The sequence below is a fragment of the Streptomyces sp. NPDC020965 genome (genome assembly GCF_044333555.1).
GTDB lineage: Bacteria > Actinomycetota > Actinomycetes > Streptomycetales > Streptomycetaceae > Streptomyces.
Window position 1 is genome coordinate 132149 of record NZ_JBIRRE010000016.1, and the last position, 21945, is coordinate 154093.

The following is a 21945-nucleotide window of genomic DNA, read 5'->3' on the forward strand; positions in this document are numbered from 1 at the left end:
GCATGGCACTAACTGGAGGTCATTGATGGTCAAGCGTCGCGAAGTGCTCGGGATGGTCGGCGCGACCGTCGGCGCGGGAGTGCTGGCAGCGGGCACGGCCGAGGCCGCCCCGCGGGATCAGTGGAAGCACCGCAGGCCCTCGCACCGAACGCTCAAGGTCATGCAGTTCAACATCTGGCTCGGCGGCAGCCGGGTGCCCGGCGGCCGGGCGGGGATCGCCGACACCGTCGCCGCGGTCAAACCGGACGTGGTGATGCTCAGCGAGTCGAACCCGGAGCGGGTGGCCCATCTCCTGGCCGATCTCGCCGACCGCGGGCTGACCTACTTCGACAACGAGAACCCGGTCGATCCGGCGGTGATCTCGCGCTACCCGATCATCGAGCACGCGTCATTCCCCTCCTGGTCGAAGGCGGTCGTCTCGGTCGACGGCACCGAGGTCGCGGCGTACTCCGGGCATCTGGAGTACCGCTACTACGTCAACTACCTGCCGCGCGGCTACGGCGGCGGCACGCCGTCGCCCCTGGAGACCTCCGAGTACGGCTGGGGCGAGATCCCGACCGGTCCGATCACCGATGTCGACCTGATCACGCGGCTCAACGCGGCCTCGGGACGCACGAAGGTGACGAGGACGGTGCTCGCGGACGCCGCGAAGGAGCGGGCCAAGGGGCGGCTGACGCTGCTGGCCGGTGACTTCAACGAACCCTCTCACCGGGACTGGAACCGCCGGACCCGGAACTTGTTCGACCACCACGGCACCGTCGTCCCGTGGTCGACGACGAAGGCGATCGAGGACGCCGGCTTCCGCGACAGCTATCGCGTGATCCACCCGGACCCCGTCCGCAGGCCGGGTTTCACCTGGCCGAGCGACAATCCCGGCGCCGACGTCGGCCAGCTCACCTGGGCGCCGAAGGCCGACGAGCGGGACCGGATCGACTTCGTCTTCTACCACCCGGACCGGCGGATCCGACTGCTCGACAGCGTGATCGTCGGGCCGTCCAGCAGCATCGTGCGCAACGAGCGGGTGGAGGAGTCGGGCAGGGAAAGGTTCTGGGAGCCCACCTGGACCTGGCCGACCGACCACAAGGCCGTACTCAGCACCTTCCGGGTGGCCACCCGCTGAGCAGGCTCGTCTCCCGTGAGCGGCCGTCGACCCCGGGTCGCGGCCGCACCGGCCTCGCTCACAGCCTGACAACGGGGTTATGAGGGTCCATGATCTCGCGCTCACTGTCGATCAAGTGAAGCGTCATGCGTCAGTCGACGTGTCGCGGAGACGGTCGGGAGGTCACGTTCCGCACCGTCTCCGTGCAGCCGCACGCTCTGCCGCTGCACCTCACGGGTGATATCCGGCAGGCGCATGGCCCAGGACGTGATGCCCTTCAGTTCCGCAACACCGACCAGGACGCGACACGGGTCGCCCTCGAAGGAGGAGGGTTGCAGCGCGCGAACCGCCAAGCGGTAGCGGTCCGTGGCCACGAGTCGCACTTCCTGGCGTTCGAGTTCGATCAGGACGCAGCCGAGTACCGGGTACTCCTCCCGCACCGGAGCGGACGCCACTGCAGAGGCGACCTGGCGTACGGCGCTGGCCAGTTCTGCTCCACCGAGCCGCGCCGTGGCCCGGTGCGCACCCGGGAGTTCGCGGAGGATCTCCTCGACTGCCGATCGGGCCGACGTCGCGGTCTCGCGCGCGTTTCTGGCGTGTCCTTCCAGCACGGCGCGGGCATCCTCGCGGGTCCCATCGAGCACCACGGAGGCATCAGCGAGTGGCATCCCTGCCTCGCGGATTCGCCGGGCCAGGACCGCCCGGGATTCCTGGCCGTGAGCGTAGTAGCGATACCGGTCGCATCGTCTACGTGGGAAGCAGCCGGAGGCGGGGGGCCGTGCCCGTGGCCCGTACGGCGCGGAGGCCGGCCGGAGCCACGGGAGGGGGCGGCGCATCGGTGCTGCGCCGGAAGGTCCTGCACGTCCGCCAGGGGTCCTCGCTCCCGACGGACGCCGGGGGCGAGGACCGTGCGGCGCGGAGGCCGGTCTCACCGGTAGTACACGGCGGTCCTTTTCCCGTCGACCTCGTGAATCCGGACGGGGGTGTCGAACACCTCGCTGAGCACCTCGGCCTGGATCATCTCGTCGACACCGCCTGAGGCCGCGATACGGCCGTCCCTGAGGGCGATGATCCGGTCCGAGTAGGTGGCGGCGAAGTTGATCTCGTGCACGATCAGGACGATGGTCTTGCCGAGTTCGTCCGCGGCGCGGCGCAACTGGCCCATCATCCGCACGGAGTGCTTCATGTCGAGGTTGTTGAGGGGCTCGTCCAGCAGGACGTACTGGGTGTCCTGGGCCAGCACCATCGCCACGTACGCGCGCTGGCGCTGGCCACCGGAGAGCTGGTCGAGGAAGCGGTGCTGGAGGTCGCCGAGGTGGAAGAAGTCGAGCGCGTCGTCGACATGGGCGATGTCCTGCCGGGTCAGCCGGCCGCGGCTGTGCGGGTAGCGCCCGAAGGAGACCAGATCCCGCACCGACACACGGGCGGTGAAGTGGTTCTCCTGGCGGAGTATGGACAGGGTCCGCGCCACGTCCTGCGACTTGGCCCGGTGCACGTCGAGACCGTCGACGGTCACGGTTCCCGAGGTCGGCTCGGTGAGCCGGCCCATGATGGTCAGCAGCGTGGACTTCCCGGCTCCGTTGGGGCCGACGAGCGAGGTGACGCCGCCCGCCGGGATCTGCCCGGACACCGGGCCGAGCACGGTGTCGTCGCCGTACGCCTTACGGATGTCGGTGAACTCGATCACAGGGTGCCCTTCCGGAGGAGATGGACGAGGAAAATCGCCCCGCCGAGGAATTCGATGACGACGGTGAGCATTCCGGAGGCGTAGAAGACGTGCTCCAAGATGAACTGTCCGCCCACCAGGGTGAGCAGCCCGATGAGGAACGCCATCGGCAGCACGATGACATGCCGGTGGGTGCCCGACATCTGGTAGGCGAGCATCGCGGTGACGAACCCGAAGAACGTCATGGGGCCCGCGAGCGCGGTCGACATCGCGATCAGCAGCGAGATCAGCAGCAGCAGCACCGCCAGCTCGCGCTTGAAGGCGATGCCCAGGTTGGTCGCGGCGTCCCGGCCGAGCAGGAGGGCGTCGAGCCGGTAGCGGCGCCGCCAGACGATGACGCCGGCGATCAGACACACGGCGCCCGCCAGCGGCAGGTACGCCACCTCGGCGCTGGTGAGCCGTCCGAACAGCCGTGCCGACAGCACGTCGTACTCGGCGGGTGAGAGCAGCCGCTGTAGGAAGTCCGACAGGCTGCGGAAGGCGAGGCCGAGCACCACACCGACCAGCAGCAGCACATGGAGGCTGCCGGCGCGCCCGGAGAACAGCCAGCCGAAGAGCAGCATCGTGAAGCAGACCATCAGCAGCGTCTGGGTGATGAGCTTCGGCATCCCGTCCGTCGCGGCGAGCACGCTGCCGCCGAACACCGCGACCAGGAGGGTCTGCGTCAGGATGTAGACGGAGTCGAACCCCATGATCGACGGGGTGAGGATCCGGTTGTGGGTGATGGTCTGGAACACCACCGTTCCCACGGCCTGGGTGAACGCGACGATCACCATCGTCCCGAGCACGGTCAGGCGTCGCTCGAAGGCGAACTCGAAGGACCCCTCGATGAACAGGAAGAGGAAGCAGACGACGGCGACGGCGGCGAGCCCGCCCGCCACGGCGAGCCGGGCGGCCGCCGGGAGCCCCCGGCCGGGGGGCGCGGCCGGGGCGTCGCCCTTGCCGACCCGTACCGCATCGACGGGGGACGGGGCCGGCGGATGAGTCTCAGACATGGGCCTTCCCTCGCTGACGCAGGATCATCGCGACGAACACGACCGCCCCGACGGCGCCGAGCACCACCGTCGCCGGAATCTCCAGCGGGAAGACGACGAGCCGCCCGACGAGATCGCAGGCGATCATCAGGGCCACGCTGCTGAGCACCACCCACGGCAGATTGCTGCGGACGTCGTCGCCGCGGGCCATCGAGACGAGGTTCGGCACGATCAGGCCCAGGAACGGAATGAACCCGACGACGACGGTGGTCACTCCGGTGGCCAGGGCGACCATGGTGAGCCCGGTGAACATGATGCGCCGGTAGGGCAGCCCCAGGCTGGTGGCGGTGGACCGCCCGAGCCCGGCGATGGTGAAGCGGTCGGCCGCCAGATAGAGACCGACGACGATGGCCCCCACCAGCCACAGCGGCTCGTAGTTGCCGCGTACCACCGAGCTGAACCCGCCCGAGCGCCAGGTGGCGAGCATCTGCAGCAGATTCGCGGACGACGCGATGTACAGCGTCACAGCGCCCACCAGGGCGCCCAGCATGATGCCCACGATCGGCACGATGACCTGCGACTTGAGCGCGATCCGGCCGAGGACGAGCAGGAAGACGAGCACGCCGACGAAGGCGAAGGCGCTGGCGGCGCCCATCTTCACCAGCGGCGGCGCGGCCGGTGCGAGAAGGGTGAGCAGCAGCACGCCCAGGGCCGCCCACTCGCTGGTGCCGGTGGTGGTCGGCTCGACGAATCGATTCTGTACGAGCATCTGCATGATCACGCCGGAGACGGCCATCGCGGCGGCGGCGAGGACCAGGGCGAGCGTGCGTGGCACCCGGGAGATGAGGAACATGTTCCGGGCGTCGGGGTCGCTGAACAGGGCGTTCAGATCGATGTCGTAGCCGCCGACGAAGAGTGAGGCGGTGACGAGGGCGAGCACACCGAGGGTGGCCAGCGGGAGGGAGAGTCGGCGCATATGGCTTCCGGGGCGGATGGGTCGGCGGCGGCCCCCCGGCCAGGGCCGGTCCGAGCGATCTTGTCGGACCGGCCCTGGATCCTGAACGGCCGGGGGGCCGTACCGATGGGGAAGTGTCAGCCGGCCGCGGTGAACGCGGTCGCCACCTGGTCGAAGGCGTCCGTGTACGCCTGCACGCCCTCGGTCAGGTAGAAGTCACTCGCCAGGTAGATGACCTGGTTCTTCTGGCGGAAGGTGGTCTTGTCCCACGCCTCCATGCCCTCCACGATCTTCTTCGCGGCGACCAGCTCGGTGCCCTCGCCGCCGGTGGCCGCATCCCGGTCCAGCATGATCATCCAGTCGGGGTTGCGCTGGGCGATCGTCTCGGGGGCGAGCCCCGAGTTGTCGTGCACCGAGGTGCTGTCCTCGCCCTCGGAGCTGAGCACGTTCTTCAGCTTCAGCGGCTCGGTGAGGCGCCCGATGCGGCTGGCGCCGTTGTCGACCTTGCCGGCGCTGGCGACGGCGAGGAACACGCTCTCGCCCTTGGTGGCGTCGACCGCGGACGTCCGGGCCTTGTCCAGGGCGGCGACGATCTCCTTGGCCTTGTTCTCCTTGCCGAAGATCTTGCCGAGCGCCTCGGTCTGCGTCCGCAGCGAGTTGACGTACCCGCCCTTGGCCTCGTCGGACGGGGCGACATCGACCGTCTTGGCGATCTTGGCCAGCTTGGCGTGGTGGTCGGTGAAGCGGTAGCCGCCGATGATCAGGTTCGGCTCGGCGGCATTGAGCGCCTCGAACTTGGGCTCGCGGTGGGTGCCCACGTCCTTGATGGAAGAATCGTTTCGCCAGTCATCGAAGCCCTCCTTCGGCAGCAGCGCCTTCGGCACCGCGACGGGCTTCACACCGAACGCCTTGAGGGTCGCGAACGACGTGTTGTCGAGCGCCGCGACCCGGTCGGGCTTCCGGGGAACTTCGAGGTTCCCCTTGGCGGTCGCAACGGTGACGTTGCCCTCGCTCTTACCCGAGTCCGAGGACTCACCAGATCCCCCGCAGGCGCTCAGCACCATTCCCGCGCACAGGACCGTACTGGTCACGACTATGGACTTGCGAAAACGGACGGATCGCACGGCGGATGACTCCCAGGACCGAAGGGCAGCCGACACCGCGCGGATGCGGTGAGGCTGCGAAGAACTCGACTTTGCTTAGCCTAACCTAACCGCGATCTGCACCTCTCACCGCCTGTCCAGAACCTTCTCATCGGGTGTCCGGAACCCACCTACCGGCCCCCCCGACACCCCTCACCAACCACCGGCCGGAGAACGGCGGAGGTTCAACCGGCGCCCCGGGGGCATCAGCACTTCCGTGGTGACCGGCGGTCCCGAACTACCACTCGGGGCATCGGTCGCCACGCCCGCACACAGTGCGGGGCGGTCCCGGTCGGCTCCTCACCGAGCCGACCGCGGGACTCCCGCCCCTCGCCACGAGAACCGATACGACACCGGATGGGGTTGCCGACGCAATGAAATGGATAGTGGTGGTCGTCCTGCTGATCGCGGTCGTCCTCTGGATTCAGGCGAAGAAGAGGCGATAGCGCGGTTTCCGCGATACCGGCTCCACCAGAGACCGGTCCCGTCGGCAACGCAAGGCGCGGGATTCCCCACCGGTGGCGACCGGTGGGGAATCCCGCGCCTTCCCTCTCGCGCCGGCCGGCGAAAATCCCGCTCCGTCCGCCGAACCGCCGACTCGACCTGCGGGAAGACGACTTCCGAGGCAACCGAAAGCCGGTCAACCGCCAGCGGAACACCTACCCCCGGCTCAAGCTCACCTCATCCGCCCGGCCCCTGTCGACACCTACCAGGGTTGCGGCCCGGATGCCTGCCAGTCGGCGCACCCCCCGGCTGGGCAACGGGCCCGAAGGACAGCGCACTCATGGGCGCGTCTCCCGGTGGCATCCGTCCCGGGCGCGCCTCCTCCCAGCACTGCCGGGCACCATCGGAAATCCGCCGTGAGGACCGTCACATATCGCGTGGCGTGTACCGGGTAAAGGAACGGGAAGCCGCCCCGAGCATTACCCCGTTCACCCGGTCCGTGGTGACGTCGGCGGGTAATCGACAGGGCTTGTGCCGGAAGGCGCGTTCCGTGCGGGCCGGACAGCGACTTCCCGTGCCCGCACCTGCCCGGACATGCCGTACGCTTCCCCGAGCATTACGTGATCTCATCAGCTGATCTTCAAGGAGTGGCCGTGGTGGCGAAGCAGGATGGTTCGGCCAGGCTGGTGAAACTGTTGTCGGCGGATGACCATGATTTCGCCGACCAGTGGGTCAGCAAGGTCTCCGAGGGACTGGCCGGCCGGGTGAGCCGGGCCGAGCTGGACCGGGAGCTGCGCGAGTTGTACGCAGCGCTGGTGGACGCCCTCCGCGCAGGCGCTCAGGGTGTGCACGACGAAGCCCTGTCGGAGCTGCGGGCCCTGCTCACCGAGCTGTCACGGAACCGGGCCCGGCAGGGGTTCACCCCGAGCGAGACCGCGCTGAGCGTGCTCGCCCTCAAGCGGGTCCTGGAGCCGGTGCTGGAAGGCGGGTCCCCCGACGAGATCCAGTCGTACCTCCGGCTGAGCCGGCTCCTGGACGATCTGGGGCTGTTCACCATCGAGACCTACACCCGGGCCCGCGAGGAGATCATCTCGGCCCAGGCCGACCAGTTGCTGGAACTCTCCACCCCCGTGGTCAAGTTGTGGGACGGAGTGATCGCCGTTCCGCTGGTGGGCACTCTCGACTCGGCGCGGACCCAGGTCGTGATGGAGAAGCTGCTCCAGGCGCTGGTGGACACCGGCTCGGAGCAGGCGATCATCGACATCACCGGCGTCCCGGCCGTCGACACCCAGGTCGCCCAGCATCTGCTCAAGACGATCGTGGCGGCGCGCCTCATGGGCGCCGAGTGCACGGTCTCCGGGATTCGTCCGCAGATCGCCCAGACCATCGTCGCGCTGGGCATCGAGTTCGGCGACATCGTGACCAAGGCCAGCCTCGCGGACGCGCTCCAGCTCGCCCTGCGCCGGTCGGGCGTCGAGATGGTGTCCCGCAAGGGCGGGCAGCCGTGACCGATCGGGTACCGGTCCTGCGGATCGGGGATGTTCTGCTGGTGTCGATCCAGGTGGACCTGGAGGACGACACCGTGATGAACCTCCAGGAGGACCTGGCCCATCAGATCGTCGCCCGTTCCGCGCGCGGTGTGGTCATCGACATCACCGCGGTCGAGATCGTGGATTCGTTCGTGGGCCGGATGCTCGCCACCATCGCCGCCATCTCCCGCATGTTGGACGCCGAGACGGTCGTCGTGGGCATGCGCCCCGCGGTGGCCATCACCCTGGTGGAACTCGGTCTGTCCCTGGGGGGCGTACGCACCGCGCTCGATCTGGAGAAGGGGCTCGCCCTGCTGGACCGGGGCGACGCGGGCCGGGCATGACCACGCCCTGGACACACGACGGAGAGCCGCAGTCGCTGCCCATCGTGGCCAACGACGATGTGGTCCGGGTGCGACGACTCGCCCGTGAACTGGCACAGCGGTGCAAGCTCTCGCTGGTGGACCAGACGAAGTTCATCACGGCCGCCAGCGAACTGGCCCGGAACACCCTGGTGTACGGGGGCGGTGGCGAGGCCCGCATCGGTCTGGTCCGGCGGAACGGCCGGGCCGGGGCCCTCGCGGTCTTCGAGGACTCGGGGCCGGGAATCCCCGATGTCGACCTGGCCCTGACCGACGGCTGGACCTCGGGCGGCGGCCTCGGCCTGGGGCTGAGCGGCGCGCGGCGCCTGGTCGACGAATTCTCCCTCGATACGGAAGTAGGCCGCGGAACCACCGTGTCGCTGATCAAGTGGGCCCGGTGACCGGGCTGACGGTGCTGGAGTGCGAGGACGTCGCCTGGTTCCGGAGCGATCCCGCCTTCCCCGCCGCCGCCCGAGGAGCCGCCGCCGCACTCGCCCGTCGGATCGGCCTCGACACCCACCGGGCGTCCGAGGTGGCGTTGGCGGTCAGCGAGGCGTCAACCAATCTCCAGCGCCATGCGGAGGACGGGGCCCTGCTGCTGCGGGTCCTGCGCACCCCGGACCGCGCCGGTGTCGAATTCGTCACCGTGGACACCGGCCCGGGAATGGCCGATGTATCCGCCGCGCTGGCGGACGGGGCGTCCACGGCGGGCACGCTCGGCATCGGGCTGGGCGCGGTCGCCCGGCTCGCCGACACCTTCGACATCCACTCCCTGCCGGGCCGGGGCACGGTGATGGCGGCTCAGTTCTGGCCCCGCACCCGGCCCGCGCCCGTACACCCGGCGCCCACCGGCCCGGTCGTGACCGGGCTCACCCGGCCCATCAGCGGCGAGACCGTCTGTGGCGACGCCTGGTCGGCCCGGGTGGACGACACCCGGGCGGAGACCGGACCCGCCCTGCTGGTCATGGTCTGCGACGGGCTCGGACACGGTCCCCTGGCGGCCCGCGCCAGCGAGGCCGCCGTGGGGGCCTTCCGCCGGACGAAGGCCACCGATCCCGAGAGCATCATGCGAGACCTCCACGGTGCGCTGCGCGGCACCCGTGGCGGCGCGGTCGCCGTCGCCCGCGTCGAACCGGAACGACAGCGGGTCCTGCTCTGCGGCGTCGGCAATGTCAGCGGCTTCCTCATCGCCCCGGGTACCCGCAAGAGCCTGCTGTCCGCTCCCGGCATCGTGGGACACCAGATGCGTACGCTGCGCACCTTCGAGGCGCCGCTGCCCCCCGACGGTGCGCTGGTCCTGCACTCCGACGGGCTGACCGAGCGCTGGAGCGCGGACACTCTCCCCGGTCTCCTCCAGCACACTCCCCCGGTGATCGCGGGTCAACTGCTGCGCGAAGCGGCCGTACGCCGGGATGACGCGGGAATCGTGGTGGTCAAGGGAGCATGGTGACGACGGCCCACGGTCCCGAACCCCTGGTGACCCTCGGCATCGGCTCCGCGCAGGACGTCTTCTCCCTCCGGCGCAGTGGCCAGGAAGCCGCCGAGACGCTCCGGATGGAGCGGCAGGACCAGGTCCGCCTGGCGACTGCCCTCAGCGAGCTGGGCCGGGAACGGCTCGGCAGCAGTGAGCTGACCGCCTCCTTCGACCTGCGCGAGGACGGGCCGATCGTGCTGGTGGTGACGCTCCAGTGGGCCCGCGGCGCCGAGCCCGCCGGGCAGGCCCTCCAGCTCGCGTCCCGGCTGCTCCACCGGGTCCGGCACCTGCCGGGCACCCCCCACCGGATCGTCCTGGAGCAGCCGGTGCCGCCGGGGGACACCCTCCGCGTACGCCGGGAACAGCTCCAGAAGGCCCTGCGGCGCACGGCTCCGGCCACCATGGAGGAGGAGCTGCGGGCCCAGACCCGGGATCTGATCACCACCCTGGAGGAGACCCGCGCGCAGCGCGAGGAGCTACGGCGGCTCAACGACGAGCTGGAGGAGACCAACCGGGGGGTGCTGGCCCTCTACACCGAGCTGTCCCAGGAGCTGGAGACGACCAACAGCGGCGTGGTCGCGCTCCACACCGAGCTGGAGGACAAGTCCCGGCTGCTCCGTGCGGCCAGCGAGGCGAAGACCCGTTTCTGGGCCCATGTCAGTCACGAGCTGCGCACCCCGGTCAATGCGGTGGTCGCGCTCTCCCGACTGCTGCTGGATCCCGAATCGGCCCGTCTCGACGACGACCAGCACCGACAGCTCTCCCTGATCGCCTCGTCGGGGCAGACACTCCTCTCACTCGTCAACGACCTGCTGGATGTGGCCAAGGCGGAGTCGGGCCAGTTGGAACCCCAGCTCGGTCCAGTCGATCTGCACGCGGTCGTCGGGCAGCTCGGCGGCGCGCTCGGCTCCACGGTGCGCACGGACGCGGTGGTGCTGAGGCTGCCCCCACTGGCCGAGCTTCCCGTACTGGTGACGGATGAGGTGCTGCTCACCCGGATTCTGCGCAATCTGCTGTCCAACGCGTTGAAGTTCACCGAGGAGGGCGAGGTCAGCCTGGAGGTCCACGCGGTGAAGGCGGAGTCGGGACCCTGGCTCGCATTCACCGTCACCGACAGCGGCATCGGCATTCCGGCGGCGGAGCAGCAGCGGGTGTTCGAGGAGTTCTACCAGGTGCCGGGCCCTCATCAGCGGGGCCGGCCCGGTACCGGCCTCGGGTTGCCCTACGCCCGTACGCTGACCGAACTGCTCGGTGGATCGCTGGAGCTGACCAGTTCACCCGGGTGCGGTACCCGGGTCGAGTTCCGGCTGCCGGACCTCGACCCGCGCGGGATCGGTGACCGGCCGACCACCGCCGATCAGTCCCTGCCCGAACCTCACACCGGCAAGGACGCCGACCTCATTCCGTCCGGCGGCTCGCACCGCGTCCCGTCCGGCGGCTCAGACCGGGAGCGGCACGACCCATGAACGACATGAGCCTGGACGGCGCGCCGGCGACCGTGCTGGTCGTCGACGACAACGCGACCACCCGCTACATCCTGGGGAGCTGGCTCAGACGCACGGGTCACACCGTGATCGAGGCGCCGGACGGCACCAGCGGGCTGGAATTGCTGGACGCGCCCGGCACCCCGCTCCCGGAAGCCGCCATCATCGATGTCAATCTGCCGGACATCAGCGGCTTCGAGGTCTGCGAGCGGATCAAGGCGAACCCCCGCACCTGTGGCATCCCGGTGATCCATGTTTCGGCCACCGTGATGACCCCCGAGGATCACACCCGGGGGCTCCAGGGCGGCGCGGACGCCTATCTCAACCAGCCCATCGACCGTGATGAACTGCTGGCCACACTCACCGCGACGCTCCGCTACACCCGGGCGAGGCAGCGGGCCGAGCGGCTGGCCAACCGGCTCCGGACGCTGAACCACACCACGCTGGACGTCTACAAGGCGGTGGGCTTCCACTCCTTCGCCGCCGCGGCCACCACCGGCGCCGCGGCGCTGTTCTCCTGTCCGGCCACGCTGGTCTTCCTGACTCCACAGAACCAGGTGGTGCACAGCATGTCCGAGGGGCCGGGCACGGCACCCCGGTTGACGCCCGCGCACGCCAGTACCTTGAACCGGCTCGCCACGCAGGCACTGGGCCCCGGGACGGGAGCCGAGACCGCTCTCGTTCCGCAGGCGCTCTGGCGGTCGTTGATGCCCTCCGACCACCTGCGCGGTGACATCGCGCTGATCGTCGCCCGGACGAAGCGGGGCCGGCCGCCCCTCTGCTTCGCCGTACCCGCCGAATCCCTGCGCGGTACGGATGACCGTGAGCTGTTCCAGCAACTCGCCAACGCCTGCGCGCTGTCGCTGGAATCGTTGCGCAGCTACACCGAGGAACACTCGCTGGCCCTCACCTTGCAGAAGACGTTCCTGCCCGAGGGGCTGCCGACGGTGGCCGGTGTCGAGATGGCCTTCCGCTATGTGCCCGCCGGCGCGCAGGCCGAGATCGGCGGCGACTTCTACGAGGCGCTGGAGACCGACGACGGTCTGCTGGTGGCCATCGGCGATGTGGCGGGGCACTCGCTCGCCGCCGCCGTGGTGATGGGCGAGATACGGCATGCGCTCAGGGCCTACGCCCTGGAGGGCCATCCGCCGCACCGCATCCACGACCGCATCGAGACCCTGCTGGCCCATTCGCGGCCCGGGGTCACCGTCACCCTCTGCATCGTGCTGATCGAGCCGGGCGGACGCCGGGTCCAGGTCTCCAACGCGGGCCATATACCCCCCTTGCTCGTCCAGCCGGACGGCCGGGCCGAATTCCTGGTGGAGCACGGCCCACTCCTGGGGCTCGGCCTGCCGCACCCTCCGGCGACCGTGCACGAGACCGCGCCGGAGACCCGGCTGGTGCTGATGACCGACGGCCTGGTCGAGGAGCGCAGCAGACATCTGGGGGAGAGCCTCGACGACTTCCGCGCCGTGGTGGTCTCGGGACCGGCCGATCTGGAGGAGCTGAGCGACCTACTGCTCCAGACCTTCGGCAAGGACAAGGACGACGACATCGCCCTGCTCGCCCTGCATCTGAGCTGACCACCGACGACGGCCTGCTTCAGTCTGCCCGGGGCGCGCCAGCCGCGCTGTCGTCCCGCGTGGAGGGGGCCGTGCCCCCAGGCTGCCCATCGATGGTCCGCGGCGGGTGCCTCTCGTACGGTGGCCGTCTGTCGCGACCTGTCCGAGGACCACCGCGAACGAGCCGCTCGCGCGCTCGACGCCCGCGGCGGTGGCGGTGGCGTCGCAGGGCACCGGATGAGCGGCCTCTTTCTGGCCCGGGCGCGGTGACCGGCGCGGTGGGGCCCAACACCGCGGCTGGGGCGCGGAGCCGATCCCGACCGTACGGCCTCCTGTGCGGCCTCCCGGCACGGCTTGCAACAGGCCGGGAGGCAGCGCAGGGGCGGACCGCAGGACGCGAGCATCCGATGCCTCAGGCGCTGTAGCCGGTCAGGGGCTCAGCGGCTTCAGACGGAGGGCGTCCGGTGCTGCGGGGTGCGGGGGCTCTAGATGCCAAACTCTGCGGGGGACAGCCCCAGCGCGGCACACACCTCGCGCAGCATCTGCTCCTCGGCAGGCTGGATGTAGCCGTCGGCACCGGCCACGACAATGCCCGTCTGGACCACGGCACGGGCCTCGGCGGGCTTCTTCGCCGCCTTGGCCACCTCCTGGAGCGCCTCGGCCTTGCCCCGGGCGAAGTCGGCCATGAGCACGTCGACATGCTTGTTGAACCGGGTCCGGAGCTGTTCGGCCGGGAAGTTCTGCAGCACGTTGTTGGAGAGGATCAGGGATTCGACATTCTGCCGCTCGGCCGGGTCGACATGCCCATCAGCCGCGGCGACCAGGGCGCAGACGGCCATACTGGCGTCGCGGTAGGCACCGCTCTTCAGCTCGGTCTTGAGCGAGTCGAGCTGACTCTTCAGCATCCCGACCATCTGGGCCTTGGACTTTCCTGACCCAGAGCTTCCGTGCCCCGCGGAATGTCCCTGCCCCGCGGAGCTTCCCGACCTCTGGGACTGCTGCTGCTGGAGGGATTTGGCCTGATCCTTGATCCGGTCCCACATCGCCACTGGTACCACCTCGACTTCGTCTGTCGTTCTTCGGGCAAACGCGCTTCGTCACGCCCGTCGGGGAAACGCTCGGCATGTCCATGGAGTTCCGGGCCGACCCGAACGTGACCGACCACCCACGCCCACCGGGCCGCAGGGGTCCGTCGGACGGAGCTGCGCCGGACCGACCGCCGCGGGCGAGGCGGCGAGAGGGCCCGTCACCCCTGGCGCGTACGATCACCCGGTCGCTCGCCCGCAAGGAGTCCTGCCCGGTGACCTTCGTCGTCCCGCCATCGCGTCCCGCCACCGCTCCCCCGCCCGTACAGCACCTGACCCGTACCGAGGACGGCCAGCGGCTGCACGCCCTGCTCTGGCGCGCGGGCCCCGGCTGGCGGATGGTCAGTAGTGCCGTGCTGGGCGGTGGCATCGGGGAGCGGGCCTGGGTACTCAACGCCCAGGTCTCCCACGGCTACCGGCGCACCGATCCCGACCGGCACCTCGCGGAGCTGGCCGGTGACGCCGGGGTGCGCGGACCGGGAGTGGGCCTGATGACGGCCGCCGACGTCACCGCGTACGGTCATGCCCGCGAGAACGGCGTCGAAGCGATCGTCACCGCGGGGCTCGGGGTGCGCGGGTGGGCCGCCTCCCCGGCCGAGGGTGCGACCGCCGGGGCCCGGCCGGGCACGATCAACATCATCGTGATGCTGCCGGTGGTGCTGACCGACGCCGCGCTGGTCAATGCGGTGGCGACCGCGACCGAGGCGAAGGTTCAGGCACTGCTCGACGCCGGCCACGACTGCTCGGGCACGCCCACCGACGCGGTGTGCGTCGCCGCGCGCGTCGGGCGCCCCGGCGAGGAGCGCCATCTCTTCGCCGGGCCCCGTTCGCTGTGGGGCGCCCGGCTGGCCCGGACCGTCCACTCCGCCGTACGCGCAGCGGCTGCGCCATGACGGGCGATCAGGGGCGGGCACGCCGCCGGTCGAAGTGACCACGGTCATGGTCCTTTCGACCGCCTCGATTCCTCCGGGGCCGCGCCGGACGGCCGCGAGCCCGGGGCGCTCGCGAGCAGTCGTCGCGTGTAGTCGTGCGCGGGGTGGTCCAGTACCCGTTCGGTGGGGCCCTGTTCCACGATGTGACCCCGCTTCAGGACGAGGACCCGGTCGGCCATCTGCCGGACGACGGCGAGGTCGTGGGTGATGAAGAGGTACGCCACTCCTGTGCTGTCCCGGATGTCGGCGAGCAGATTGAGGATCTGGGCCTGGATGGAGACGTCGAGTGCGGAGACCGCCTCGTCCAGAACGATGACCCGGGGGTCGGCGGCCAGTGCCCGCGCGATGGCGACGCGCTGGCGCTGGCCACCCGACAGATCGGCGGGGAGGGCCGTGCACTGGCGTTCGTCCAGCCCGACCGAGTCCGCGATGCCGATGGCCCGGCGGACGCGTTCGGCGCGGTCGAGCCGGGTGTGGAGGCGGAGGGTCTCCACGATCGCGTCCCGAGCGTTCTGGCGCGGATCGAGGGAGGTGTAGGGGTCCTGGAAGACCATCTGGAGCTGGGCGCCGCGCAGCCGGCGTGCGCGGGCGCGGCGGGCGGGCCGGGTGCGATCGACCCCGAGCACCGAGATGGCGCCGGAGGTGGGTCGTTCGAGTCCGGTGAGCATCCTGGCGATGGTGCTCTTGCCCGAACCGGACTCCCCCACGATGCCCAGGCACTCCCCGGCCACCACCTGGAAGTCGGCGCCGGCCACCGCTACGAAGTCGCTCTGGATGGGGGCGCGGGACAGCCGGGATCCGCCGCGGTAGACCTTGCGCAGGTCCCGGACGTCGACCACGGTCTCCGGATGCGCGGTCACCGCGTCGCCTCCGCCGATCCGGTGCCGGTGCCACTGCCACTGCCACTGCCGGCGACGACTCCGGATGCGGTTCCGGTTTCACGTCCCGGTCCGGCTCCCGGTCCGGTGTCGTATCCGGCTCCGGCTCCCGGTCCGGTGTCGAGTTCGGCGACGCGGTCACAGCGGACCAGCCCGCCGTGTCGGGCCGTCAGGGACGGGCGGGTCTCCCGGCAGCGGTCCACCACATGCGCACAGCGGGTGGCGAAGGCGCAGCCCGGTGGCGCCTCGAAGGCCGAGAGCGGCCGGCCGGGGATCACCGGCAGCCGGGCGGCCCTGGTCCGCCCGCCCGGCCGGGAGGCGAGCAGCCCGCGGGTGTACGGGTGGAGCGGGGCGGTGAGCAGGAGGTCCGCCCCGCGCACCTCCTGGAGGCAGCCGGCGTACATGACGGCGACGCGGTCGCAGAAGGCCGCCGCGAGGTCGAGGTCGTGGGTGATGAAGACGAGCGCGGTGCCGTCCTCGCGGCGCAGTTCGTCGAGGAGGGAGACGACATCGGCCTGGGTGGTGACGTCGAGGGCGGTGGTCGGCTCGTCGGCCAGGATGAGACGGGGGCGGGCGAGCAGCACGGAAGCGATCATGACCCGCTGGAGCATCCCGCCCGACAGTTGGTGGGGGCGGTCGCGCATCCGGCGGAGCGGATCGTCGATACCGACCCGGTCGAGGAGTTCGGCGGCGGCGCGGGCGGAGGCGCCCGTCTCCGTCATGAAGTCGCCGACGCGCTGCCGGGGGTCCAGATGGGCGCGGGCGTCCTGGAAGATCATGCCGATATCGCGCCGGGCGGTGACGGTACGGGCGCGTTGGGCACGGTTGCCGGATCCGGCCGGGGGCAGGTCATGGCCGTCGAAGCGGACGGTGCCGGCCACGGTGCTGCCGCGCGGCAGCAGGCCCATGACGGTGCGTGCCGTCATGGACTTCCCCGAGCCGGATTCGCCGACGACACCCAGGGCTTCTCCCGGCGCGACGTCCAGCGTGATGTCGGTGACGACACGGCGTCGGGTGCCGTCGGCCGGGATGGTCACCGACACCTCGTCGAGCCGCAGCAGAGGGGTCATTTCGTTCTCCGGAGGGTTCGGGCCGTGCGGTGCACGCGCCGGGGGCGGCCGTCCCCGGCGAGACGGTCGCCGAGGAGCATGAGGGCGACGACGGTCGTGGTGATCAGCACCCCGGCGTAGACGACCTGGGAGGAGTGGCCCTGGAGCACGGCCTGTGCGTCGTTGACGAGGACGCCCCAGTCGGCCTGGGGCGCCTGCACGGCGAGGCCGAGGTAGGAGAGTGCGGCCAGGTCCATGAGGGCGCCCGCGAAGGCGATGGGGATCTGCGCGCCGACCACGGGGGCGATGTTGGGCAGGATGTGGCGGGCGCAGATCGCCACCGCCCCGTGGCCCTGCACGGTCAGCGCGGCGACGTAGGGCATGGTGCGCTGGCGCAGGGCGGCGCTGCGCGCGACCCTGGCCACATAGGGCAGATAGGCGATGGCCAGGGCGAGGATCGCGGGGGCGGGGCCGGGCCTGAAGACGGCGACGGCGAGGACGGCGAGCAGGATCGCCGGCAGCGAGAACACGAGGTCGAGGACGCGTCCGACGACCGCGTCGGCCCATCCACCGCGCCAGGCCGCGGCGAGGGCGAGCGGCAGTCCGGCGACCAGGCTGAGCAGCACGACCAGGGCCGGTCCGGCGAGGCTGGTGCGGGCGCCCCACAGCAGCCGGGAGAGGATGTCGCGGCCGGAGCCGTCGGTGCCGAGGAGGTGTGCGCCGCCCGGCGGGGCGTGGATGTTGAGCAGGTTCTGTGCGGCGGGGTCGTGGGGTGCGAGGGCGGGCGCGAGGGCGGCACCCGCCGCCATGAGCAGGATCCAGCCGAGGGCGATCACTCCCGCGGTGCCGAGCCGGTCGCCGATTCGCCGTCCCGTCCGGGCCCGTGGCGGCACGGGAGAGACGGTGGGGTGGGTCGTCGTCATGGAGTGCCTCTCTGGCTCCGGTCGGGTTCGAGTAGACGCTGGACCGTGTCCACGGCGAGGTTGACGACGACGAAGGCCGTCACCATGAGGAGGGTCACCGCCTGCACGGTCGGGAAGTCCTTCTGGTTGACGGAGCCGATGAGCAGCGAGCCCATTCCGGGCAGCCCGAACGCGTTCTCGACCACGACGGTGCCCGCGAAGAGCGCGGCGACGACGAGGCCGCCTGCGGTGACGATGGGTGGCGCGGCGTTGGGCAGGACATGGCGGCGGACGATGCGCCGGACCGGGATGCCGCGGGCGCGCGCGGTCTGTACGTACTCCTTGCCGAGTTCGTCGCGGATCGCCGCCCGGGTGACCCGGGCCAGCAGTGCGGACGAGATCAGGGCGAGGGAGAGGGCGGGCAGGATGAGTGCGTGGAGCCGGCCGGCGAATCCCTCGCCGCCGGCGCCGTACGCGGGGAACCAGTCGAGCCGGACGGCGAAGACCGAGATGCCCACCGAGGCGGCGACGAATCCCGGGACGCCGGCGGCGGTCGCGGTCAGGGCGGAGACGGCCGAGTCGACCGGTCCCGGCCACAGTGCCGCGAGCAGTCCGAGGCCGAGTCCGATGACGGCGACGAGGACGGCGGTGACGGCGACGAGGTGGAGCGTGGTCTCGAAGACCGCGCCGATCCGGGTGGCGACGGGCTGGTTCCCCACGAACGAGGTGCCCAGGTCGCCCTGGAGGATGTCGCCGATCCAGTAGAGGTAGCGCGTCAGGAACGGCTCGTCGAGTCCGTACTGCTCACGGACCGCGGCGCGGCGTTCCGCGGTCGGGGTGGTGTTGCCGAAGAGCACCGACTCGGGGCTGCCGGGGGCGAGGTAGAGCCCGGCGAAGACGATGAACCCGGCTACCGGGAGGGTGACGAACAGCCCGGCGAGGCGTCCGGCGAGGAATCGGATCATGGTGCGGGCTCCGGTTCTCAGGGAGCGCCGACCGAGGCGGCCCAGGGCCGTCCCATGTAGGCGAAGGTCAGGGGTACGCCCGCGACCCGGTCGCTCAGATAGACAGTGGCCCGGGGCGCGACGATCGGGATCCAAGGGAGGTCTTCGGCGAGCTGTCGCTGGGCCTCGATGAGGAGCCCCGCCCTGGCCCGGTCGTCCGCGGTCCCGAAGGCACGGGTGATCCGGTCGGTGACCAGGGTGTTGCGGTAGCCGCCGTAGTTCTGCGGACCGTCCGGGGTGGCGATGAAGGCGTACAGGAACGCCGGCTCGGTGATCTGGATGTAGTTCATGGTGAGGAAGGCGTCGTACGGCTTGCGGGCGGCGGGGTCCATGAACATCTCGCCGTACTGGGCGAGCGGAAGGCCGACGATCTCCATATCGAGCCCGATCTCCTTCGCCCCCTGCTGGAGGGCGGTGGCGACACCGGCGTACATGTCGATCCCGGTGGGGTAGGCGAGTCTGACCTTGCGTCCGTCGGCGCCCGCCGCGGTGACGAGTTCCCTGCTCCCGGCCGGGTCGGGTTCGGTTCTGAGGGCGTCATACGCCTTCTTGAACTCCGCCCGGGCGTACCCCCAGGTGCCGGGTCCGGCCACGGCGTAAAGGGGGTCGGCGGCGGCGGAGAAGAGGGAGCGGGCGATGCCTTCGCGGTCGATGGATCGGGAGAGCGCGCGGCGGAGCCGCGGGTCGGCCAGGGGGCCGTTCCGCAGATCGGTGACGACGAGGTCGAGGTTCTGCGGGGAGCTGCCCGCGGCGCCGGTCCAGAGTCTGCCGCCGCCCGCCTTGGCGAGGGTGGGGACGAGCTGGGAGGGGATGTTGAAACCGCCGTCGACGGCTTTGCCCGCGATGGCGTTGGAGAGGGCCTTGGCCCCGGCCGGGAAGACGAAGGTGACCTTCTTCGAGCGCACCGGGCGGGTGGTGTCCCAGTAGTGCTCGTTGCGTTCCATCACGAGGTCGTTGGCGCCGTCGAAGGCGGTGACCCGGTAGGGGCCGGTGCACAGGACACCGGCCGCGGGAGTGCCGAGGGCGGTGCCGCTGGCCTCGGCGTGGGCGCGGCTGACGACGGATCCGCCGAGCGTGGCGAGGACGTTGACGAAGACCGCGTCGGGGGTGCGGAAGGCGAGGGTGACGCGGTTGCCGGAACCCGCGCTGATCGAGGTGACGTTGGCGTACAGCAAGGCGTAGGACGAGGTGGTCTTCGGGTCCATATTGCGTTTGAGGCTGTACACGACGTCGTCGGTGGTCATGGGGGTGCCGTCGGAGAACCGGACACCCTGGCGGACGGTGAGGACGAGCGTCTTGGGGTCGGGCTGCTGCCACCCGGTCGCGAGGGCGGGTTCGGGCGTGTAGTCGCCGCGTACGCGCAGCAGGGATTCGCAGATGTTGGGCAGGACGGTCTGTTCGGGATAGTCGGCGTTCTTCACCGGGTCGAGGCTGGAGGGCGCCCGGTAGTCGCCGTACCAGGTGTACGAGTCGAGAGGGCCCTTGGCGGCGGGGGTGTCGGCCCGACCGGTGGCGAAAGGGGTGGGGGCGGTGGTGCCGCCCCCACCCCCGCCGCAGGCCGCCGTGGTGAGGGCGACCGCGACGAGGGGGGCGATCAGGGCGGGTCTGAGGGTGTGGTGGTTCATGACGGCTGTCTCCTCGGTGTCTGCGCGGGGCCGTCCGCCACGGTGAGGGTCAGTCGGGTGTGGTCGCCGCCGATGCGCAGGGTCTGTTCGGCCGGGCTGAATGCGGTGGCCTGCCAGAGGTCGCCGTCGCTGCCGGGGTGGGGCGCGTAGAGCGGGAAGTCGCTGCCGCAGATCTGGAGGCGCAGGCGGTGTCCGGTGCGCAGCCGGTAGCCGGTGTGGCCGAGGTCGACCCGGGCGCGCCGGGGTCCGCCGCCCTCGATCCGGCGTTGTCCGCGCACGATCATGTGGGCGGTGCCGTCGGGTGCGACGTCGTGGAGCTTGACGAAGAGGTGGCCCGCGGCGGCGCTGGTCTCGATGGAGACGGTCGCGGTGACCGGGCCCACGAGGTCGAGCGGGGCGACGACCGGGTCGCCGGTGAAGGTGGCCACGTCGGGCCGGTCGTGCGTGTGCTGCTCCTGCGGGTACTCCTTGAGGTGCACCCACGGGTCGCGGACCGGCGAGGGGACCGGGTTCAGCGGGTCGTGGGTCCAGCGGACGGCGGTGGTGGTGGTCTCCGCGGATTCGGTCAGGGTTCCGCCGTCCGCGCTCGTGGTGGCCTGCGCGCCCCGCGCCGGGTGGAGCCGCAGTTCGCGGGCGGCCGGCGGGGGCCAGGATGCGGCGGTGTGTTCACCGTCGTGTCCCTGGAACCAGACGGCGCGCGGGAAGGCGCCGGGCTCGCCCCGACCGAGGACGAAGGCGTCCAGGAAGTCGAGGGTGCGGCCGAGGTAGCGCGGCAGCATCGCGTCGAGCACGGATTCGCTGAGGGCCTGGTCCTGTTCGTCCGGTACGGGGGCCTGGCTCAGGTGGTACGTGTGGTGGTCGCAGGCGTCGGCGTCGAGATAGGCGTGGTCGCGCCAGCGGGGGTCGGCGAGCTGCGCGGTGTGGTCGCGCAGGGAGGCGTCGATGAGGTTGTCGAACCAGCCGACGCGGTGGAGTACGGGTACGGGCCGGGCGGCGAAGGGGTGCCGGGTGTGGAACGGGTCGGTGAGGGGGCGGCCGGCGATGACGCTGTCGACGGCGGCGGAGCGGTGTCCGATGGAGGCGAAGGCGTCCTCGAAGAGGTCGCGCAGGGGGCGCACGGACCAGTCCACTTCGTAGGCGTAGAGTCCCTGGTCGACCCACATATGGGCGAAGTACTTGGCGTGGTAGAGGCTGAGCGCGTGGTCGGTGCCGCTCCCGGCGAGAACGCTCAGGTCGGAGATCTCCAGGCTGGTGACGCGCGGGACGATGGCGCGCAGTGCCGGGTGACCGCTGGCGGCTCCGGCCCACTGGGTCCAGCCGTGGTAGGAGTCGCCGACCATGGCGACCGCTCCGTTCGACCACGGCTGGCGGGTGATCCAGTCGAGGGTGTCGTGGGTGTCCTCGATCTCGTGGACGAAGGGGACGGTGTCGCCCTCGGAGCGGAACTTCCCGCGGACGTCCTGGGAGACGAAGACGTAGCCGCGTGCCAGATAGTGCTCGGCGATCTTGTGGATCGCCATGTAGGGGCTGGACTTGTCGTAGGGCACCCGGCTGACGACGGCGGCGTGCTTGCGCGGTGCGGGCGGGAGGTGCACATCGGTGGCGAGGCGGGTGCCGTCGCGCATCGGGACCATGTGTTGTTCGGCCGTCTCGTGGAGCGGGGACGGTCCCACCCTCAGGAACTGGACGGTCATGGGTGATTCCTCTCGGGGCGGCTGG

Annotated in this window: 20 protein-coding genes; 8 read left to right on the forward strand and 12 right to left on the reverse strand. The window is 70.8% G+C overall.

Annotation, left to right across the window (positions count from 1 at the left end; genetic code table 11):
* Positions 1-25 precede the first annotated feature (25 nt).
* On the forward strand, positions 26-1120 hold the full coding sequence (locus tag ACH4S7_RS34095; RefSeq protein ID WP_398525268.1) for an endonuclease/exonuclease/phosphatase family protein: 1095 nt from the start codon (positions 26-28) through the stop codon (positions 1118-1120).
* 101 nt (positions 1121-1221) lie between these two features.
* Here the strand turns inward: ACH4S7_RS34095 and ACH4S7_RS34100 are convergent, their stop codons facing one another.
* The 5 genes from ACH4S7_RS34100 to ACH4S7_RS34120 all read right to left on the reverse strand — a co-directional run bounded on the left by ACH4S7_RS34100 (position 1222) and on the right by ACH4S7_RS34120 (position 5845).
* Positions 1222-1767, reverse strand: coding sequence for a hypothetical protein (locus ACH4S7_RS34100; protein ID WP_398525269.1), 546 nt, complete (start codon positions 1765-1767; stop codon positions 1222-1224).
* Positions 1768-2027: 260 nt separating this feature from the next.
* Positions 2028-2786, reverse strand: a complete 759-nt coding sequence (locus ACH4S7_RS34105; protein WP_398525270.1) for an ABC transporter ATP-binding protein — start codon at positions 2784-2786, stop codon at positions 2028-2030.
* Positions 2783-3820: an iron chelate uptake ABC transporter family permease subunit gene (locus ACH4S7_RS34110; protein WP_398525271.1), complete on the reverse strand. Its 1038-nt coding sequence runs from the start codon at positions 3818-3820 to the stop codon at positions 2783-2785. The genes ACH4S7_RS34105 and ACH4S7_RS34110 overlap by 4 nt, the downstream gene beginning before the upstream one ends.
* The gene (locus ACH4S7_RS34115; protein ID WP_398525272.1) at positions 3813-4775 is read right to left on the reverse strand and encodes an iron chelate uptake ABC transporter family permease subunit; all 963 of its coding nucleotides are present in this window, start codon (positions 4773-4775) and stop codon (positions 3813-3815) included. Before ACH4S7_RS34115 ends, ACH4S7_RS34110 begins: the two co-directional genes overlap by 8 nt.
* A gap of 116 nt (positions 4776-4891) precedes the next feature.
* Entirely contained in the window at positions 4892-5845 is a 954-nt protein-coding gene (locus ACH4S7_RS34120; RefSeq protein WP_398525273.1) for an ABC transporter substrate-binding protein, read from the reverse strand.
* Between the two features lie 1151 nt (positions 5846-6996).
* Here ACH4S7_RS34120 and ACH4S7_RS34125 point away from each other — a divergent pair.
* Genes ACH4S7_RS34125 through ACH4S7_RS34150 form a run of 6 tightly spaced genes read left to right on the forward strand, consistent with a single transcriptional unit; the run spans position 6997 to position 12772 of the window.
* Complete coding sequence (locus ACH4S7_RS34125) at positions 6997-7848, forward strand: STAS domain-containing protein (RefSeq protein WP_398525274.1); 852 nt, start codon at positions 6997-6999, stop codon at positions 7846-7848.
* Positions 7845-8213, forward strand: a complete 369-nt coding sequence (locus tag ACH4S7_RS34130) for an STAS domain-containing protein (protein WP_398525275.1) — start codon at positions 7845-7847, stop codon at positions 8211-8213. The genes ACH4S7_RS34125 and ACH4S7_RS34130 overlap by 4 nt, the downstream gene beginning before the upstream one ends.
* Complete coding sequence (locus ACH4S7_RS34135; RefSeq protein ID WP_398525276.1) at positions 8210-8632, forward strand: anti-sigma regulatory factor; 423 nt, start codon at positions 8210-8212, stop codon at positions 8630-8632. The genes ACH4S7_RS34130 and ACH4S7_RS34135 overlap by 4 nt, the downstream gene beginning before the upstream one ends.
* A complete protein-coding gene (locus ACH4S7_RS34140; protein ID WP_398525277.1) occupies positions 8620-9681 on the forward strand; it encodes an ATP-binding SpoIIE family protein phosphatase in 1062 nt (353 codons plus the stop codon). The genes ACH4S7_RS34135 and ACH4S7_RS34140 overlap by 13 nt, the downstream gene beginning before the upstream one ends.
* Entirely contained in the window at positions 9675-11171 is a 1497-nt protein-coding gene (locus tag ACH4S7_RS34145) for a sensor histidine kinase (RefSeq protein ID WP_398525278.1), read from the forward strand. Before ACH4S7_RS34140 ends, ACH4S7_RS34145 begins: the two co-directional genes overlap by 7 nt.
* Positions 11168-12772 (forward strand): SpoIIE family protein phosphatase, encoded by a 1605-nt coding sequence (locus ACH4S7_RS34150; protein WP_398525279.1) that lies wholly within the window; start codon positions 11168-11170, stop codon positions 12770-12772. Before ACH4S7_RS34145 ends, ACH4S7_RS34150 begins: the two co-directional genes overlap by 4 nt.
* A gap of 464 nt (positions 12773-13236) precedes the next feature.
* On the opposite strand, the gene ACH4S7_RS34155 is transcribed toward ACH4S7_RS34150, so the two are convergent.
* Positions 13237-13794 carry a tellurite resistance TerB family protein gene (locus ACH4S7_RS34155; RefSeq protein WP_398525309.1) on the reverse strand — a complete coding sequence of 186 codons (558 nt, stop codon included), beginning with the start codon at positions 13792-13794 and terminating at the stop codon, positions 13237-13239.
* Between the two features lie 257 nt (positions 13795-14051).
* Here ACH4S7_RS34155 and ACH4S7_RS34160 point away from each other — a divergent pair, with 257 nt between their 5' ends.
* The gene (locus tag ACH4S7_RS34160; RefSeq protein ID WP_398525280.1) at positions 14052-14729 is read left to right on the forward strand and encodes an adenosylcobinamide amidohydrolase; all 678 of its coding nucleotides are present in this window, start codon (positions 14052-14054) and stop codon (positions 14727-14729) included.
* A 44-nt stretch (positions 14730-14773) separates the two neighbouring features.
* Here the strand turns inward: ACH4S7_RS34160 and ACH4S7_RS34165 are convergent, their stop codons facing one another.
* Genes ACH4S7_RS34165 through ACH4S7_RS34190 form a run of 6 tightly spaced genes read right to left on the reverse strand, consistent with a single transcriptional unit; the run spans position 14774 to position 21920 of the window.
* Positions 14774-15628 (reverse strand): ABC transporter ATP-binding protein, encoded by an 855-nt coding sequence (locus ACH4S7_RS34165; RefSeq protein ID WP_398525281.1) that lies wholly within the window; start codon positions 15626-15628, stop codon positions 14774-14776.
* Positions 15625-16716: an ABC transporter ATP-binding protein gene (locus ACH4S7_RS34170; RefSeq protein ID WP_398525282.1), complete on the reverse strand. Its 1092-nt coding sequence runs from the start codon at positions 16714-16716 to the stop codon at positions 15625-15627. The genes ACH4S7_RS34165 and ACH4S7_RS34170 overlap by 4 nt, the downstream gene beginning before the upstream one ends.
* Positions 16713-17618, reverse strand: coding sequence for an ABC transporter permease (locus ACH4S7_RS34175; RefSeq protein WP_398525283.1), 906 nt, complete (start codon positions 17616-17618; stop codon positions 16713-16715). Before ACH4S7_RS34175 ends, ACH4S7_RS34170 begins: the two co-directional genes overlap by 4 nt.
* Positions 17615-18562, reverse strand: coding sequence for an ABC transporter permease (locus ACH4S7_RS34180; protein WP_398525284.1), 948 nt, complete (start codon positions 18560-18562; stop codon positions 17615-17617). The genes ACH4S7_RS34175 and ACH4S7_RS34180 overlap by 4 nt, the downstream gene beginning before the upstream one ends.
* 17 nt (positions 18563-18579) lie before the next feature.
* Positions 18580-20226: an ABC transporter substrate-binding protein gene (locus tag ACH4S7_RS34185; protein ID WP_398525285.1), complete on the reverse strand. Its 1647-nt coding sequence runs from the start codon at positions 20224-20226 to the stop codon at positions 18580-18582.
* Positions 20223-21920, reverse strand: coding sequence for a CocE/NonD family hydrolase (locus ACH4S7_RS34190; RefSeq protein WP_398525286.1), 1698 nt, complete (start codon positions 21918-21920; stop codon positions 20223-20225). The genes ACH4S7_RS34185 and ACH4S7_RS34190 overlap by 4 nt, the downstream gene beginning before the upstream one ends.
* Positions 21921-21945: the final 25 nt, after the last annotated feature.